The sequence below is a fragment of the Chryseobacterium sp. HNCC26DJ240 genome (assembly GCF_057180485.1).
Window position 1 is genome coordinate 373,722 of the sequence record NZ_JBXUGK010000003.1, and the last position, 16,364, is coordinate 390,085.

14 protein-coding genes are annotated in these 16,364 nt (G+C 36.3%); all 14 read left to right on the forward strand.

Annotation, left to right across the window (positions count from 1 at the left end; all coding sequences use genetic code 11):
- The first annotated feature begins 15 nt into the window (after positions 1-15).
- The 14 genes from murD (at position 16) to AC2A1G_RS07960 (ending at position 16,311) form a co-directional block, all read left to right on the forward strand.
- Entirely contained in the window at positions 16-1,353 is a 1,338-nt protein-coding gene (gene murD, locus AC2A1G_RS07895; protein WP_484046371.1) for a UDP-N-acetylmuramoyl-L-alanine--D-glutamate ligase, read from the forward strand.
- 21 nt (positions 1,354-1,374) lie between these two features.
- Positions 1,375-2,613 carry an FtsW/RodA/SpoVE family cell cycle protein gene (locus tag AC2A1G_RS07900; protein WP_484046372.1) on the forward strand — a complete coding sequence of 413 codons (1,239 nt, stop codon included), beginning with the start codon at positions 1,375-1,377 and terminating at the stop codon, positions 2,611-2,613.
- A 74-nt stretch (positions 2,614-2,687) separates the two neighbouring features.
- Entirely contained in the window at positions 2,688-3,812 is a 1,125-nt protein-coding gene (gene murG, locus AC2A1G_RS07905) for an undecaprenyldiphospho-muramoylpentapeptide beta-N-acetylglucosaminyltransferase (RefSeq protein WP_484046373.1), read from the forward strand.
- A gap of 71 nt (positions 3,813-3,883) precedes the next feature.
- Positions 3,884-5,251 carry a UDP-N-acetylmuramate--L-alanine ligase gene (gene murC, locus AC2A1G_RS07910; RefSeq protein ID WP_484046374.1) on the forward strand — a complete coding sequence of 456 codons (1,368 nt, stop codon included), beginning with the start codon at positions 3,884-3,886 and terminating at the stop codon, positions 5,249-5,251.
- A gap of 119 nt (positions 5,252-5,370) precedes the next feature.
- Positions 5,371-5,748: a GxxExxY protein gene (locus AC2A1G_RS07915; RefSeq protein WP_484046515.1), complete on the forward strand. Its 378-nt coding sequence runs from the start codon at positions 5,371-5,373 to the stop codon at positions 5,746-5,748.
- A gap of 159 nt (positions 5,749-5,907) precedes the next feature.
- Positions 5,908-6,873, forward strand: coding sequence for a cell division protein FtsQ/DivIB (locus AC2A1G_RS07920; protein ID WP_484046375.1), 966 nt, complete (start codon positions 5,908-5,910; stop codon positions 6,871-6,873).
- Between the two features lie 86 nt (positions 6,874-6,959).
- Positions 6,960-8,360 carry a cell division protein FtsA gene (ftsA, locus tag AC2A1G_RS07925; RefSeq protein ID WP_484046376.1) on the forward strand — a complete coding sequence of 467 codons (1,401 nt, stop codon included), beginning with the start codon at positions 6,960-6,962 and terminating at the stop codon, positions 8,358-8,360.
- Positions 8,361-8,447: 87 nt separating this feature from the next.
- Positions 8,448-10,346, forward strand: coding sequence for a cell division protein FtsZ (gene ftsZ / locus AC2A1G_RS07930; protein ID WP_484046377.1), 1,899 nt, complete (start codon positions 8,448-8,450; stop codon positions 10,344-10,346).
- A 115-nt stretch (positions 10,347-10,461) separates the two neighbouring features.
- Positions 10,462-10,908, forward strand: coding sequence for a GatB/YqeY domain-containing protein (locus tag AC2A1G_RS07935; protein ID WP_484046378.1), 447 nt, complete (start codon positions 10,462-10,464; stop codon positions 10,906-10,908).
- Positions 10,909-11,314: 406 nt separating this feature from the next.
- Positions 11,315-11,725: a BrxA/BrxB family bacilliredoxin gene (locus AC2A1G_RS07940; RefSeq protein ID WP_484046379.1), complete on the forward strand. Its 411-nt coding sequence runs from the start codon at positions 11,315-11,317 to the stop codon at positions 11,723-11,725.
- Between the two features lie 172 nt (positions 11,726-11,897).
- Positions 11,898-13,487 (forward strand): hypothetical protein, encoded by a 1,590-nt coding sequence (locus AC2A1G_RS07945; RefSeq protein WP_484046380.1) that lies wholly within the window; start codon positions 11,898-11,900, stop codon positions 13,485-13,487.
- Entirely contained in the window at positions 13,484-14,083 is a 600-nt protein-coding gene (locus AC2A1G_RS07950) for a DUF6705 family protein (protein ID WP_484046381.1), read from the forward strand. Before AC2A1G_RS07945 ends, AC2A1G_RS07950 begins: the two co-directional genes overlap by 4 nt.
- 64 nt (positions 14,084-14,147) lie before the next feature.
- A complete protein-coding gene (locus tag AC2A1G_RS07955) occupies positions 14,148-14,669 on the forward strand; it encodes a hypothetical protein (RefSeq protein WP_484046382.1) in 522 nt (173 codons plus the stop codon).
- A gap of 127 nt (positions 14,670-14,796) precedes the next feature.
- Entirely contained in the window at positions 14,797-16,311 is a 1,515-nt protein-coding gene (locus AC2A1G_RS07960) for a GH3 auxin-responsive promoter family protein (RefSeq protein WP_484046383.1), read from the forward strand.
- Positions 16,312-16,364 lie beyond the last annotated feature (53 nt).

A 16,364-nucleotide genomic window follows, 5' to 3' on the forward strand; every position in this document is an offset into this window, starting at 1 on the left:
GCAAAAAGCAAGTTTATGAAAATAGTTGTTTTAGGAGGAGGGGAAAGCGGTTGTGGTGCTGCTTATTTGGCTAAAAAGAAAGGTCTGGAAGTGTTTCTTTCAGACAAAGGTGCCATTAAGGATAAGTACAAACAGTTTCTGACTGAAAATGAGATTGAATTTGAAGAGGAAAATCATGATGAGGAAAGAATTTTAAATGCTGACTGGATTGTAAAAAGCCCTGGAATTCCCAAGAAGGCTGAGATGATCACCAAAATTCAAGACAAAGGCATCAGACTTTCTTCGGAAATAGAATTTGCTGCGGAATTTACAGATGCGAAGATCATTGCCATCACCGGAAGCAACGGTAAAACGACAACGACGTCTCTCATTTATCATATCCTTAAGAATGACGGATTAAATGTAGGATTAGGCGGAAACATAGGCTACAGTTTTGCAAAACAGGTGGCCGACGAAAACCATGAATATTATGTTTTGGAAGTGAGCTCTTTCCAGCTTGATGATATTCAGAATTTCAGACCTTATATCTCTCTGCTGTTGAATTTGTCTAAAGATCACCTTGATCAGTACAATTACAACTATGAAGAATATGCTTTGGCAAAATTCAGAATAGCTGAAAACCAAGAGAATGACAATTTTTTCATCTACAATAAAGATGATGAAATGAGCAAAAATATTCTGGAAAAATTTGAGATTAAGGCTAAAATGATTCCGTTTTCTACCAAAGAAAAACTGGCTGAAGGTGGTTTTATTAACGGAGAAAATATTGAGATTAATCTGAAAGACCAGTTCACCATGAAAATTGATGAATTGTCTTTATTGGGAAATCATAATGTTGCCAACAGTTTAGCTGCTTCAATTGCAGGTAAAATATTGGAAATCAACAATGAAAGTATCAGAAATTCACTGATGACCTTTCAGGCAGTTGAGCACAGACTGGAATTGGTTACAGAGATTAATGGTATAAAATTCATCAACGACAGTAAGGCAACCAATGTCAATGCGGCTTACTATGCTTTAGAAAGCATGAAAAATCCAACAATCTGGATTGTAGGGGGTGTAGATAAAGGAAATGATTACACAGAAGTTGAAGATTTAGTTAAAAGAAAAGTAAAGGCAATTGTTTGTTTAGGAATTGATAATCAAAAAATTATCGACTTCTTCAAAGGTAAAAAGGAGCTGATTTACAGCACATCAAGCATGGAGGAAGCCGTGAAAGTTTCAAAATCTTTAGGGAAATCCGGAGATACGGTTTTACTTTCGCCATGTTGTGCAAGTTTTGATCTCTTCAATAATTATGAAGACAGAGGTCATCAGTTTAAGGAGCAAGTTTTAAAAGCCAATGGCAATTAGCCAGAAGCCAACACATAAAGTATGAACGAACAGATTACAGATCCGAAATTTGAATTTCTAAAGGGCGATAAAGTGCTTTGGATGGTCATTATTTTGATCTCCATTTTTTCTATTTTCCCTGTTTATTCTGCGAGTTCAAATTTGGAATATATCGTTAATAACGGTACTACCACAAGTCACATTGTAAAGCACATGTTCTTCCTTTTATTAGGTTTAGGACTGATGAGAATGGTGGGAATGGTAAAATATGAGCACATCGGTAAAATAAGCATGGGATTGCTCATCGTGATGTGCGGATTGCTCGTTTTAACGATGTTTACAGGGCAAACTATTGATGGAGCAAGTGCTTCGAGATGGCTTAAAATTCCGGGAACGCCGTTTTCATTCCAGCCGTCGTCATTTGCATTTTTAATGCTGATTATTTACCTCTGTAGATATTTAACCAAAAAAATCGCAAGAGAGAGAACAGTTGGCGAAAATGTAGGATTTATCTTCGGACCTATTTTGCTTGTCTTTTTGCTGGTTGCCAAAGACAATGGTTCTACAGCATTGATGATTTTAATGGTTTCTGTGATTATTTTAGTCATAGGGCAACTCAACTGGAAATATATAGCAGGTTTTATCTCAACTTCGGTTGTGGCAATTATCCTGTTTCTTCTGGTAGCTTTAAATACAAATTTAATCGGCGGAAACCGTGTTCACACATGGATGAGCCGTATTGAAACATTTACTTCAAGCAAGGCAAAGACTGCTGATGTAGATGATGAAAGCATTAAAGCAAAAAACTATCAGGTCATGCAGGCAAAAGCAGCCATAGTTCACGGTGGAATTACCGGAATGGGGCCTGGAAAGAGTGCTTTAAAGCAAATGCTTCCTCAGTCTGCTTCCGATTTTATTTTTGCCATTATTGTTGAAGAATATGGACTCTTGGGTGCCGGATTTTTAATTGCCCTTTATCTCATTATGATTGTAAGAATCGTGATGATTGCCAGCAAAATGCCTGCTTTTTTCGGATCGTTGCTGGTACTGAGCATTGGAGTAATGATTTTTGTACAGTTGGCGGTTAATATTGCCGTTGCTGTCAATCTAATACCGGTTACAGGTCAGCCATTGCCACTCATAAGTTATGGTGGAACATCAATGTTGGTAACTTACATTCAGCTTGGTCTTGTTTTAAGTGTAAGCTCAAGAATTCAGGTGTATGATGAAGAGGGAATCGGCAAAAAACAAAGTGTAGCAGAAATTAATGACATAGCTTAAAATAAATGATGGATGATAATTTATAAATGATTTCACATCGCTTATCAATCATCATTCATCAATAATATAAAAAAATGAACAATCAATCAGCCAAAAGCCAAAAGCCAAAAGTCATCCGTGTTCTCATGAGCGGTGGCGGTACAGGAGGACATATCTTCCCGGCTATCGCTATTGCAGACGAAATCAAAACAAGATTTCCTGACGCAGAATTTTTGTTCATCGGTGCCAATGGTAAGATGGAAATGGAAAAAGTTCCGCAAGCCGGCTACAAAATAGAAGGATTAAACATCGCAGGTTTCGACAGAGGGAATTTGCTTAAAAATATAGGATTGCCTTTCAAGCTTATTTCAAGTTTGATTAAAGCAAAAAAGATAATAAAAGAATTTAAGCCTGATTTTGCTGTAGGAACGGGTGGTTTTGCAAGCGGACCTGCTTTATTTATGGCAGCAAAAGCGGGAATTCCGACTTTTATTCAGGAGCAGAATTCTCTTCCCGGAAAAACCAATACAGCCAACGGGAAAAAAGCAAAAGCTATTTTCACAGCGTATCCGGATATGGAAAAGTTTTTCCCAAATTCGAAAGTGTTTTTTCTGGGAAACCCGATTCGTTCAAACATCATTTCGGGAATGCAGGAAACTGCTGAAGCTAAAGAGAAATTAGGTTTAGATAAAAATAAATTAACAATTCTTTCAGTTGGCGGTTCTTTGGGTTCAAGAACTTTAAACAACGGATGGAAAGAAAATTTAGCACAATTTCAGGAAAAAGGATTTCAACTCATCTGGCAAACCGGAAAATTGGATTACAAAGAATTGTCTTCCAGCCTCCAGCTTCCAACTTCCATCCAGCTGAAAGAATTCATCAGAGATATGGAAACCGCTTATTCCGCAGCTGATGTCATTGTTTCAAGAGCAGGAGCGATTGCGATTTCAGAGTTAGCGGTTGCACAGAAACCGGTGATTTTGGTGCCGTTTCCTTTTGCAGCAGAAGATCATCAAACTAAGAATGCGATGACTCTGGTAGATAAAAATGCCGCAAGAATGGTGAAAGATTCAGAAATGAAAGAAAGATTCTGGTCGACATTATCAGAAGTCTGTGAGAATGAATCTTTGAGAAAAGAAATGTCTGAAAACATGAAATATTTCGCCAAACCCAATGCGGCGAAAGAGATTGTGGATGAGATATTTAAAATAATTAAGTAAAGAGATAAGGATGCCATGAGAAGAGAATTTTCAATTTCAAATCTCAAACTTCAAATCTCAAATTAAAAAAAATGAACAACTTAAATACATATCAGAATTTTTACTTCGTCGGAATCGGAGGTATCGGGATGAGTGCTTTGGCACGCTACTTCCATGCTTCGGGCAAGAATGTTTTGGGCTATGATAAAACCAATACAAAACTGACTTCAACTTTGATGAGCGAAGGAATCGAGATTGTTTTTGAAGATGTTATTGATGATAAAATCTCGTCACTTCAGAAAGAAAATACTTTGGTCATCTACACTCCGGCAATCAAAAAACTGGGGATTTTAGATTATTTTAATGAAAATGGTTTTGAAGTTTTAAAACGTGCAAAAGTTTTAGGTCTAATTACTGAAAACACAGACTGTATTGCAGTTGCAGGAACTCATGGAAAGACAACAACTTCGTCTTTGGTTTCGCATTTGTGTAAAGAGGCAAATCTGTCTTTTTCATGTTTTTTGGGTGGAATTGCAGAGAATTTTAAATCGAATTTTCTGTTTAACGGAACAGAATTTTCTGTTGTGGAAGCCGATGAATACGACAGAAGTTTCCTCAACCTTTCTCCGGATTGGGCGGTGATCACTTCCACAGATGCCGATCATCTGGATATTTATGGAGATAAAAATACCATTGAAGAAGGTTTCAGACAGTTTGCAGCTCTGATTCCTGATGATAAACAGCTTTTTGTAAGAAAAGGCATTGAAATCGGACGAGCACATAAAACGTATGCTGTCAATGAAACAGCTGATTATTACTCAGATAATCTGAGAATGGAGCATGATAAAATCTACTTCGATTTTCATGCGCAAAATCAGGAAAGTAACTCTGAGCTTGTCGAAGAGTTTGTCTGGGAAATTCCGGGAATTCACAATGTAGAAAATGCAACGGTTGCGATTGCCATCCTGCACAATTTAGGAGTTGATTTTGAAACTTTAAAGAAAGCTATAGCCAATTTTAAAGGCATCAAAAGAAGATATACAAAACACATTTATCCAAGCGGTAAAATTTACATTGACGATTACGCGCATCATCCGACAGAAATTAATGCGGTTGTGGGTTCAATTAAAACATTTTACCCTGACAAAAAATTATTGGTGGTTTTCCAGCCCCATTTATTCAGCAGAACGAGAGATTTTGCAGATGGATTTGCTGAAAGCTTAAACAAATCAGAAGAACTGATTTTACTGGATATTTATCCCGCAAGAGAGCTGCAGGAGAATTTTGAAGGCATTACTTCAGACTGGTTATTAGAAAAAGTGACTTTAGATAAAAAAGAAATTTCAAATTTATCTGAAGCGTTTAATAAGATAAAAGAAAAGGAATTTGACATCCTATTAACGGTTGGAGCAGGAAATATAGACACACTGTATGATCCGATTTGCGAGTGGCTTAGCTGAAAATACATTTAACGCTATGGTCGCGAAGAAAATTAAGTGATTCGTTTGTTATACGTTCGCAAGGGCGTTTCACTCAGCAAATGACAGCTGAAAAAAACATTCAAAAAAATATAAACACAATGACGGAAAATGAAATTTCAAATTTAGTATTTGATGCAGGAATGAAAGTGCATCGTAAACTTGGAGTTGGTCTTTATGAAAGCGTTTACGAACAATGTTTAGTTCATGAGCTGAAAAATAAAGGCCTCAATGTTGAAAGTCAAAAAGATATAAGTGTTAATTATGAAAGTTTGATTATTGAAAAAGCTTTCAGAGTTGATTTATTAATTGAAAATAAAGTAATTATTGAAATAAAAGCAGTGCCAGAACTGAACAGCTACCATTTCTATCAAATCTTAAATTATTTAAGAATCACAGAACTGAAATTAGGAATGATTTTAAATTTTCATTCCACCCTGTTTAAAGACGGCGTAAAAAGAGTAGTAAATAAATTATAAAATATTACAAAAAACAACTGAATAAGATATTTTCAGCTAACATTAGCTGAGTGAAACGCCTTAGCGACCGAAAAAATAGAAACAATAATAAAAAAAATCCTTGCGACCCTAGCGTTAAGAAAATCCAAAAACTCGGAACGCTAAACCCGTAACTCATTTATGAAAAACAAATACAGAATTTTAAAAATTGCCATCACAGTGATCATTCTTGGTTTCCTGCTGAGTTTCTCGTTAAAGAAATTCAGTGGTCAGAAGATTACGGATGAGAAAATTTCTGTAAAAATGAATGAGAAGACGCCAGTTTACTTTATTGATGAAAAAGATATCAAGCAAATCGTCATCAAAGAAAATCCTTCCGGCAAAGTGGGAGATTTAAATATTCCGGAGCTTGAAAAGAAGATCAATGCACTTCCGGCGGTTGACAGTGCCAATGTTTATTTGAATTTAAATGGAAAGCTGCATTTGGATATCAAACAGAGAGTTCCGGTGTTCCGGTTAAATTACAACCGGAGAGATTTCTATGTTGATGAAAAAGGAACTGAATTTCCAATTTCGAAAACCTATTCGCATTCATGCATGTTGGTGACGGGAAATGTGAAGAAAGACGAATATGAAAAAGTGGCAGAGCTGGTAAGCAAAATTGATAAAGACGATTTCAGTAAAAAGTATTTTATTGGAATTTCAAAACATAAAGACAGTTATTACCTGCTGACCAGTGAAGGAAATTATAAAGTGGAAATCGGAGATCTGGATCATATAGATTTTAAAGTAAAAGGTTTCAAAACATTTGTGGAAAAGTTTCTGATATTTCAGGATTCACAAAAGTACAGTATGGTTTCTGTGAAATATGATAATCAGATTGTGACAACGCTGAATCCCTATTTTAAAGAAAACGACAGTATTCTGAAAGCAGGACATAAAGATTTAGCTAAAACTCCGGTTGCAGCAGCTCCAGCAAAAAAGGAGGAAGTAAGAGGAAAACCGGCAGAGAAAAAAGCAGCTTCAGCAAAACCTAAAGAATCGGTGAAGCCCAAAACAACTGCAAAACCAAAGGAGAAAAAGAAAACTCCGGAAAAGAAAACGGCGGCAAAGCCGAAAACAAAAGCTAAGGTAAAAATAGAATAAAAAAGTCCCAAAGGGACGGTATAACAAAGGATAGGATGAAATCCTATTAAATAAATTAAGGAATAAAATCAAATCGATATAACACAATGGAAAATCAAGAGTATTCAGTAGGTCTTGACATTGGGACAACCAAGATTGTCGCCATTGTAGGACGCAGGAATGCCCACGGGAAAATAGAAATTCTCGGTGTGGGGAAGGCCAAAAGTCTTGGTGTACACAAAGGTATTGTGAATAACATTTCACAGACAATTAATTCAATCAAAGCAGCTGTGGCAGAGGCACAGTCAAGCGCGGGAGTGCCCATCCGTAAAGTTACAGTGGGGATTGCGGGTAAACACATCCGTTCGCTTCAGCATTCAGATTATATTATGCGTGAACATCCGGACAAATTCATCACAGATGATGATATTGAAGCATTAAAAGATCAGGTGAAAAAGCTGGTCATGCTTCCAGGAGAAGAAATTATTCACGTACTTCCTCAGGAGTACAAAGTAGATTCTGAAGGAGAAATTCAGGAGCCAATCGGGATGCACGGAAGCCGTTTGGAAGCTAAATTCCACGTTGTCGTTGGGCAAATGGGAAGCATCAGAAACATCGCAAGATGCGTTCGTGAGGCAGGTCTTGAAATGGAAGCGCTTACTTTGGAACCCTTAGCATCTTCGGAGGCAGTTTTAACCAAGGAAGAAAAAGAAGCGGGTGTCGCTATTGTAGACATCGGTGGTGGTACTACAGATATTGCGATCTTCAAAGACAGCATTATCCGTCATACCTGTGTGATTCCTTACGGTGGTGGAATTATCACTGAAGACATCAAAGAAGGATGTTCCATTATAGAAAAGCATGCCGAGCAATTAAAGGTTAAGTTCGGTTCTGCAGTTCCTGAATTGGAAAAAGACAGCACTTACGTTACGATTCCGGGACTTCACGGAAGACCTGATAAGGAAATTTCTCTTAAAACTTTAGCACAGATCATCAACGCAAGAGTGGAAGAAATTTTAGACTTGGTTAATACAGAATTAAAGGCTTACGGCGCATTTGATCAGAAGAAAAAATTAATCGCAGGAATTGTACTGACAGGTGGTGGTTCAAACTTAAAACATCTTCGTCAGTTAGCCAATTACACTACAGGTTTCGACAGCAGAATTGGTTTTGCAAATGAATATGTTGCCAACGATAAAAATCAGTATCTTAAAGGACCGGAATTTGCAACTTCTATTGGTCTTTTAATGGAAAGTTTAAAAATCAGAGATAAAAAAGCAAATCTTCCTGAAGAGGAAGAGATTGTGGAAGAGCCTAAAGCGAAAGTGCAGAATGATACAGTTGCAGCAGTTGATAACGAAGCAAATGCTGCTCCAGCGCAGGTAGAGCAACCTGCTTATATTCCGCAGTCTGAAATTGAAACGAGATCTGAAAAAAGACAGGCTAAGCCCACTTTCGGACAGTCGCTGATGGAAAAAGTTAAAAAATTCTTTGAAGAAGTAGAGTAAAATATAAATGATGAATGATAAGCGATGAAGATTTTCTCATCGAATATCGGAGTCGGTTATCAATTATTAATTAGTAAAAAAATAGATATGGAAAATATAGGAACACAGGGGTTTTCGTTTGATCTGCCAAAAGGAAATTCTTCAATCATAAAAGTAATCGGTGTCGGCGGCGGTGGTAACAATGCCCTGAAGCACATGTACGAAAAAGGAATTCACGGGGTAGATTTCGTGATTTGCAATACAGATGCCCAGACTTTAGATAATAATCCTGTTGCCAATAAAGTACAGTTGGGAACTACCATCACAGAAGGTCTTGGTGCAGGTGCAGATCCTGAAGTAGGAGAAAAATCTGCAATCGAAAGCATCGAAGATATCAAAGCTGCAATGGGACAGAATACCAAAATGGTCTTCATCACTGCCGGAATGGGCGGTGGTACCGGAACTGGTGCTGCTCCCGTAATTGCAAAAGTGGCAAAAGACATGGGAATTCTTACCGTAGGAATCGTTACTGTTCCTTTCAGCTTTGAAGGTAAAAGAAGATTGGATCAGGCTGAATTAGGTCTTGAAAAATTAAGAAATAACGTTGATTCGCTTATTGTAATCAATAATGATAAATTAAGACAACAGTTCGGAAATTTAGGTTTCAAACAGGGTTTCTCAAAGGCCGATGAAGTGTTGACCAACGCTGCAAAAGGTATGGCAGAGGTTATTACAGGTTACTTTGATGTAAACATTGACTTTAGAGATGCTAAATCTGTACTTCAGAATTCCGGTACAGCATTGATGTCTACAGGTATGGCTTCAGGCGAAAACAAAGCTGAAGAAGCGGTAAGAAAGGCATTAGACTCTCCGTTATTGAATGACAACAAAATTACCGGTGCAAGAAACGTGTTGTTGCTGATCAGAAGTGGGGTGGAAGAAGCTACGATGGACGAAATCGGTATCATCATGGATTACATCCAGAAAGAAGCGGGTCACACGGCAGATATTATTTTTGGGGTGGGAGCAGACGAAGAATTGGGCGATGCAGTAAGCGTATTGGTTATTGCTACAGGTTTTTCTAATGATAACCAAAAATTTTCAGGGCCAACTGAGAAAATCCGAATTGGTTTAAATGATACCTTAGAAACTCCGAAAGCTTCTCCTTTCAAAACAAAGGAAGAGAGAGAGACAACGCCTGAGCAGGGTTACGATTTTGGAGGTAAAAATCTTTTCAGATTAGATGATGAAGAGCAGGATTTGCCACAATTTAAGTTGCAGTCTTCTGAAAAAAAAATGATTATTGAAGAAGAATCAGTAGAAACAGTGATTAAATTCTCTGACAGAGAGGAAGATACGTCAGAAAGCTTCACGCACAGCTGGAGAAACGATGAATCTTCTCAGGATGAAAGCGTAAATCTGTTTACTTTTGAAGATGATTCTAATGATCTGGAAACTCAGTCTTTCTCATTTGATTTTGAAAACAAAAAAGAAGAGCCGAAGCAGGATAATTTTAGCAACAGTTTTACTCAGGAAAAACCTGTAGAATTTAATTTTACCGTAAATGAACCAGTTTCTGAGCCTAAATATGATTTCGGACAACCTAAAAATGAAGTGGAAACTTCAGCAGTAATCGAGAGAAAAATTGAAGAGCCTGTTCAGAAATTTGAAACTTTTACTCCGGTTCAGGAACAGCCACAAGCCTTTCAGACAAGAACCGAGACAGAAGCTCCAAAACATACAGAATCTGAGTTTTCTTTTGTAAACAAACCTGCCGATCAGGAAAAGGTAATGGAAAGAAGAAACAAACTGAAAGAATTCAATTCCCGTTATCAGAGTTTTGACAAACAGGATGATTTTGAAACTGTTCCGGCTTTCAAGAGAAAAAACATTGCAATCGACGGAGCCAACGCTTCAGATCAAAACATCCACAGTTTTATGTCTGAAAACAACGAAGGCTCTATTCAGATCAGAGAAAACAGATTTTTAAATAAAGACGTTGACTAAAATAATATAACAGTGTAGAAATGTACCAATGTAACAATCATGTTTGTCATGCTGAGCCTTTCGAAGCATTTCATTGGTAAACTGTTACATTGATACATTGTTAAATTGAATAAAAATGAGTTTAGAACTTATCATAAGCGAAGCGATAAAAGACGCAATGAGAGCTAAAGACAGAGTAGCTTTAGATTCTTTAAGAGCTGTAAAATCGCAAATATTATTATTAAAAACCGAAGCTTTAGGGGCTGAAGTTTCACCCGAGCAGGAAATTGCTATTCTTCAGAGAATGGTAAAACAGCGTAAGGATTCTTACGACCAGTTTATGGCTCAGGGCAGAAATGACCTTGCCGAAGTGGAAGATGCACAGATGAAAGTAATCGAGCAGTATTTGCCAAAACAGCTATCTGCCGAAGAACTGGAAACTGAAATAAAAGCAATCATTGCCGAGACCGGAGCTGAATCTATCAAAGATTTAGGAAAAGTAATGGGATTAGCTTCAAAAAACTTAGCCGGAAAATCTGACGGGAAAAGTATTTCCGAAATGGCAAAGAAGCTGCTTTCGTAACCATGATTGATTAATGATAATTGATGTTTGATATCATTCATCAATTATAGATCATCATTTATATTTTTGGATATTCAACCTTTGCATATCGATTTGATTAAAGAAGCCCGGAAATTTTGTTTTCGGGCTTCATTTTTTATGAAACTAAAACTTCAAATTTAATAGTCAGAGGGAAGTTTATTATTTGAAATATAGTTTACGTGAATAAATAATCCTCAAGAATCAATTTTCTTTCATGTAAAATCGGTTTTAGAATCTATTCAAATTTAACAAAAATTTATGAATAAACAAATTATCATGAATATTTATCAATATTGCTTTTCTTAAAGTTTCAAATAGTTTTTATAAATCAATTAAAAAATATAATTGTTGTAAATTTGTGTCGAATTTAAAAATGAATTAAAATATGTATCCAACAGATTTAGTAATGCCGATGAAGGCAGAGCTTACAGATAAAGGTTTCGAAAATTTAGATACTCCTTCAGCAGTAGAAACAGCATTGAAACAGCCGGGAACTACACTTTTGGTAATCAATTCTGTTTGTGGTTGTGCAGCTGGTGCTGCAAGACCGGGAGTTGTTTATTCTGTTACAGGAGATAAAAAACCGGATCATTTAACGACTGTTTTCGCTGGTTACGACGTTGATGCTGTAGCTGAGGCAAGAAAACATTTGGCACCATTCCCTCCAAGCTCACCTTGTGTAGCACTTTTCAAAGATGGAGAATTGGTACACATGCTTGAAAGACACCACATCGAAGGAAATCCTGCGGGAGCCATCGCTGCCAATCTTCAGGCTGCTTACGACGAGTATTGTTAGTAATATTTTTTTAATAATCTCAAAACCGCTGTACTTTTAGTGCAGCGGTTTTTTTTATTAGTAAAAATTTTAGCATTTTACGGAAATCCACATTTTTTGTAAAAGTTTTTCTCTTATTTTTGAAAACGGAAATATTTTATATATTTAACGCTTTAAAAACAACAACACATTTATGAACAAAAATTTATTTCTCAGGCTCTGCCTGATGATGACTGTGCTGTTTACTTTATTGCAGTGCAGGAACGAAGACCTCAGTCTCGCTGAAAACAATCCCAAACGAAACAATTCCGAATTTTTTAAACACTCTTCTCCCGGAGGACTTGCCAACCGTGGTGGAGTAGATTATGTGAGCATTCTGGAAGCTTACAACGAAGAAAACAACTTTTTGGCAACAATGCCCGATCAGGAGGGAATGCCTATTTGGGAAAAGATACAGGTTTTATACACTGAAACTTCAAGCGGATTGATGATTCCTCTATCGTACGACAACGAAACTTTAAGTTCAATACTTTTTGCTACAGTTGATGATGAAAACAGAGTTACAGGAGTAAAAAACTATGACAACAATCTTCTTAAAAGTATCGTCTACGACAAGTCAATAGATAGAAAGTTTCGTGAAGACATGTTTTACACTTTTATGTATGTAGACAATAAAACTTTTGGAAATGAAAATTTCACCAATGTGCCTGAAGACCTTTTTGTCGGACAAAAGTATGATAATAAAAATGGAAGAATAAAAATCAAAAATTTTCAGCTTTCATCTAACACGCATATTAGTGATCGGATGATGTATGAGGAGATGTGCTCCTACTATTGGAGTTGTAAAAATCATGAACTTTGGGATGATTGTGATCACTGCCAAGCTTGCTATGGTGAATTTTGTAAAAATATTCTTGTATATGTTCCGGACGGTCCTAATACCTCATTTCCAAGTTGTGGTGAAGGTTGCGGTGGTGGCGGTGGCGGTACTTTTAGCAATCCCAAACCAAAAGACCCTTGTGGATTAAATACTGTTTTCTACAGAATGTTGCCGGCATGTGGCAGTACAGGAACGGGTGATGGCGGGGATTTAATAGTTGAAGATCCTTGTACTAATCTTAAGAATCTGTTAGACCCTACAAAAGCAAATATAAAACCCTTAATTACCAATGGTATGTATTCTTTCATTGACAATATTGGTAATACTGAAAGTGAAACAGGAATTTATTTCAAAAGGTCATCAACAGGTAATGTTACGAGCGAAATAGCTCCTCCATCAGGGACTAATGAATTACCACCAAAATTTGATGATAATTATTATTCTACGATTCACACGCATCCTACTACAACATATCCAATGTTTTCTTATAGTGATATTTATATCTTATATTTATTGGAAGTTTATGCAGCACCACATAATAAAAAAATGACAAGTTTTCTTTTAGTTTGTGAAGATGATTCCGGAGTAAAACAAACCTATGCAATATTGTTTGAAGAGTTAGGAGCTATGGTTGAAGCATTGTGGAATAAACCTGAAAATATAGGATGTTCAAGAAAAGAAATTGTCGATAAAGTTAATGAAGAACTTAAGTTAGCATTTGACGAAGAGTCCAAAAAGGCGTCACCAAATTATGAACGTGTTTTTTTACAGTTTACGTTCGGAACCAATATAGGTCTATATAAAGCAAACGCTGATTTAACCAATTGGAGCAAATTAACCATTAACGAAAATTCACATTCTGCAACAGTAAATCCAATTATTGTAATTAAAAAAACAAAATGAAAAGAACAATTTTTTTAATAATACTAGCATTAGGTTTTTCTAATGTCCAATCTCAAAGTGTTACTATTGACATCAGTAAGTCAGGTCTTAACCATCCAAATAACTATTATAGAAAAGATATAAATAGCGTACTAAACCAATTTGAAGGTACTTTTTTGTATACAAGTGGAAATAAAAGTTTTAAAATTATATTTGAGAAAAAAATAAAACAATATAATGGGAGCTATTATGAAGATTTAATAATTGGGGAATATCAATATATCGTTGGTGGAGTTGAACAATTCAATACATTATCTAATCTTAGCATAGTGTATAATAATCAGTATATAAAACATTCTATTGCCGCAAATAGCCCAATTGAAAATAATAACAGAGAATGGAAATGCACACAATGTATTGTTAATGAAAAGAGATTAAGAGGCAAAATTGTTGATAAATCGACTGACCGGATTGCATCAATCTTTTTGAGAAAAACAATAATTGGAGGGCAAGAAGTTTTGCAAGTGAAAATCAGTCAAGTTAGACCAGATTTTGAGAGTCCAAATTCGCCAGATTTTTCGCTTCCGAAAGGCGAATTCACTATGGTGAAACAATAATTGTCTCTATTGTTAAATAAAGTTTATGGTATTAATACAATAAAAGTTATTTTAAAGTATATCGATGAAACCATCTTTTAAACTTCTAATTATTATTTGCTTTGTAGGATTTTCTCATAAGGCTTCAAGCCAGTTACCTGCTGTAAGAGAATTTATGGTAACAGCACCGAATTGTAATGAAAAGAAGATTATAGAAATAAACAAAAAATATCCTCTACCAAGCAAGGAGCAATTAGAGACTTTAAATTACCTTAGAAATATAGAATTTAAAAAAGCAGATTACATTTGTCAGCCATTTTCTAAATTATTAGATGATATGAAATTTGCCAAGCCCATCAGGATTTGGAACAGACCTACACATGGTATCAGGAGATTAGTAGATGCCACAATTTTATGTTTTAATGAAAAATGCCCCTTTGATCCGGATAATGCAGGTTGTCTGTATATTATTTGGGATGAACCTTTACATTACAGAGATTTAGGATATAATTCTTTAGAAATAAAAAATAAAAATTATTTTACTAAAGATGAAGAAGATATTTTTAATTCTAAATTAATAAAAGATATACAAGTATATGTAAGATAATACATCTTAAAATAATAATTGTAGTCTTATCTGGATTAACTTTAAAACCGCTGCCCAATAATTCCCGCAGCGGTTTTTTTATACCCAAAAATTTCCCGCCTATTCAATTATTGTTATATTTGTTGTAATGGCAACGAAAGCACTTTTCAATACGGTGGTCAATTGGTTTATCAAGCAGAGGATAGACCAGATACAGCATTTCATCGATCATCCGATAGATACTCAGAAAGGGATTCTCTTTTCGCAGCTTTTTCATGCGGAAGACACCGAGTACGGGAAAAAGTATGGCTTCAACTCCATTTCCAGTTATCAGGATTTTAAAAATAAAGTTCCTGTGGTTTGTTATGAAGATTTTGAACCTTACATTGAAAAGGCAAGGCAGGGACAGAAGGACGTCAGCTGGCCCGGTTACATTAAGCATTTCGCAAAATCTTCCGGAACGACTAATGCAAAAAGTAAATTCATCCCCATCTCTGCAGAAAGTCTTGAATACTGCCACATGAAAGCCGGAAAAGACATGGTTTCCATCTATGCCAACAATCATCCGGAAAACCAGCTTTTTACCAATAAAAATCTTAGGCTGGGCGGAAGTTCTGAACTGTACGCAGATTTCAATACCAAATTTGGCGACCTTTCTGCCATCATCATCGATAACCTACCTTTTTGGGTAGAAATTACCACCATTCCCAATAAAAAAGTTTCATTGATGTCTGAATGGGAATCTAAACTTCAGGCAATTGTTTCTCAGGTTAAAAATGAAGATGTCGGAAGCATTCTTGGCGTTCCAAGCTGGATGATGGTGCTTTTGCAAAGGGTTTTAAAGGAAACTGATGCGGAAAGTATTTCTCAGCTTTGGCCTAATCTGGAAGTGTTTTTCCATGGTGGAATCAGTTTTAAACCTTACCGTGAACAGTATCAGGGAATCATCGGTAAAAAAATAAATTACTACGAAATTTACAATGCATCTGAAGGCTTTTTCGGGATTCAGGACAGATCAGACAGCGACGAGATGCTTCTGATGCTCGATTACGGGATTTTCTATGAGTTTATTCCGATGGATCAGTTTCATCTTTCCAATCCGAAAGTGGTGTGTCTGGAAGAGGTCGAAAAAGGGAAAAACTATGCGATGGTCATTACCACCAATGGCGGTTTGTGGCGTTACCTGATTGGTGATACGGTGGTTTTCACATCCACAGATCCTTTCAGAATAAAAATTACGGGAAGAACGAAACATTATATCAATGCGTTCGGGGAAGAGTTGATGATCAATAATGTGGATGCCGCCTTGGCAAAAGCTTGTGAATGTACACAGTCAAGCATTGCTGAATTTACAGGCGCTCCGGTTTTTATGAAAGAAAACGAAAGCGGTGCCCACGAATGGATCTTTGAATTTACCAAACCACCTGAAAATCTGGATGCATTTGTAGATTCTTTTGATCAGCATCTGAAGTCGGTCAACTCAGATTACGAGGCTAAAAGATACAATAATATTACTTTAAAAAGACCTTTGGTTCATATCGCAAAGCCCAATTTATTCTACTTGTGGCTGGAGTCTAAAGGAAAACTCGGCGGACAAAACAAGGTGCCGCGCCTGAGCAATGACCGTGAATATATAGATGTGCTTTTAGAATTAAATAAATAAAAAAACCGTAGAAATTAATTTCTGCGGTTTCCCATCTTTATTGTCTGATTAAT